This is a genomic window from Cupriavidus sp. IK-TO18, from assembly GCF_015549295.1.
GTDB classification, from domain to species: Bacteria; Pseudomonadota; Gammaproteobacteria; order Burkholderiales; family Burkholderiaceae; genus Cupriavidus; species Cupriavidus oxalaticus_A.
Genome location: NZ_JADGMP010000094.1, coordinates 1 through 665 on the forward strand (window position 1 = coordinate 1; position 665 = coordinate 665).

1 protein-coding gene is annotated in these 665 nt (G+C 60.9%); it reads left to right on the forward strand.

The features are described from left to right. Positions 1 to 665: glutamine synthetase beta-grasp domain-containing protein (locus IPF36_RS34245; RefSeq protein ID WP_195432367.1), on the forward strand; the 665-nt coding region annotated here is incomplete at both ends.

Consider the following 665-nt stretch of genomic DNA (forward strand, 5'->3'; position numbering starts at 1 on the left):
TGAAGCAGATAAAGGACAACGACGTTAAGTTCGTTGACCTGCGCTTCACCGACCCGAAGGGCAAGCTCCAGCACGTCACCATGGACATCGCCGAAGTCGAGGAAGAAATGTTCGCCGATGGCGTCATGTTCGACGGCTCGTCCATCATTGGCTGGAAAGCCATCAACGAGTCCGACATGGTCCTGATGCCCGACCTGGACACGGTCCACATGGATCCGTTCTTCGCCCAGTCGACCATGGTCATCCTCTGCGACATTCTCGATCCGGTTTCGGGCGAAGCCTACAACCGCGACCCGCGCGGCATCGCCAAGAAGGCCGAGGCCTACCTGAAGTCGGAAGGCTTCGGCGACACCGTCTATGTCGGCCCGGAAGCCGAGTTCTTCGTCTTCGACGACGTCAAGTACAAGGCCGATCCCTACAACACCGGCTTCAAGCTCGACTCGACCGAACTGCCGTCGAACGACGACACCGACTATGAGACCGGCAACCTCGGCCACCGTCCGCGCGTCAAGGGCGGCTACTTCCCGGTTCCGCCGATCGACAGCTGCCAGGACATGCGCTCCGAGATGCTGACCGTGCTGTCGGAGATGGGCGTGCGCGTCGAAAAGCACCACCACGAGGTGGCAGCTGCCCAGCACGAGCTCGGCATCAAGTTCGACACGCTG